Source organism: Streptomyces sp. NPDC051310 (genome assembly GCF_044455245.1).
Taxonomy (GTDB): domain Bacteria; phylum Actinomycetota; class Actinomycetes; order Streptomycetales; family Streptomycetaceae; genus Streptomyces.
In genome coordinates this window covers 1-1231 of record NZ_JBITEO010000062.1, presented here as the reverse complement: position 1 = coordinate 1231, position 1231 = coordinate 1, and the positions used below count along the sequence as shown (strand labels likewise).

At 70.1% G+C, this 1231-nt stretch carries 1 protein-coding gene; it reads left to right on the top strand.

Annotated elements, in window-relative coordinates:
- On the top strand, positions 1–1231 hold a 1231-nt coding region (locus tag ACIA79_RS33550; RefSeq protein WP_399432210.1), incomplete at both ends, for an acyltransferase domain-containing protein.

Genomic DNA, 1231 nt, shown 5'->3' with positions numbered 1-1231 from the left:
TCGTTCGCGGTGTGGTTGATGGGCCGGTGCGGACGGCGGTGATGTTCACGGGTCAGGGCAGTCAGCGGGTGGGTATGGGGCGTGCGTTGTATGCGGCGTTCCCGGTGTTCGCGGAGGCGTTGGACGAGATCGTCGGGTTGTTCGACCGCGAGGCGGGCGAGTCGTCGGGCGGGACCTTCGACCGTGAGCTGGGCTCGTCGTTGCGTGCGGTGATGTTCGGTGAGGTGGGTGCGGGCGAGGGTTTGCTGGATCGGACGGAGTGGGCTCAGCCGGCGATCTTCGCGGTGGAAGTGGCGTTGTTCCGGTTGGTGTCGTCGTGGGGTGTGCGGCCGGACTTCCTGATCGGTCATTCGGTGGGGGAGATCGCTGCGGCGCATGTGGCGGGTGTGTTGTCGCTTGCTGATGCGGTGCGGTTGGTGGCGGCGCGGGGCCGGTTGATGCAGGCGTTGCGTGCGGATGGTGCGATGGCTGCGGTGGAGGGGTCGGAGGAGGAGGTCCGGGCGGCTTTGGCGGCCGGGGCCTTTGGTGGCCGGCTGGAGGTCGCGGCGGTCAACAGTGCGTCGTCGGTGGTGGTTTCCGGTGACGACCGTGCGGTGGAGGAGTTCGTCGCGGGGTGGAAGGAGCGTGGGCGGCGGGCCAAGCGGCTGACGGTGAGCCATGCGTTCCACTCGCCGCACATGGACGGCATGCTGGATGACTTCCGGAGCGTTGCTCGCGCATTGGACTACCGCTCTGCCGAGATGCCGCTGGTCTCGAATGTGACGGGTGCTCTCGCGCAGTCGGAGGAGTTGGGTTCGGCGGAGTACTGGGTGGGGCATGTGCGCCGTCCGGTGCGTTTCCTGGACGGTGTGCGGTCGCTGGAGGCCGAGGGTGTGTCGGTGTTCCTGGAGCTCGGTCCGGACGGTGTGCTGTCGGCACTCGGCCCGGACTGCGTGACCGCGGACGAGGAGACTGCGCCGGTGTTCGCGGCCGGGCTGCGCGGGGCGGATGTCGCGGAGCCGAGGGCGCTGGTGGAAGCCCTGGCCCGTATCCATGTCCGCGGGGCGGGTGTGGACTGGCCGGCCGTCCTCGGTGCCGGCCCGGCCCTTGCCGACCTGCCGACGTATGCGTTCCAGCGGGAACGGTTCTGGCTGGATGTCCCGGCGCGGCGTGGTGACGCGGCCGGTCTCGGCCTGACCCCCGCAGGCCACCCCCTGCTCGGCGCGATGGTGTCGCTGCCCGATGACCGGGG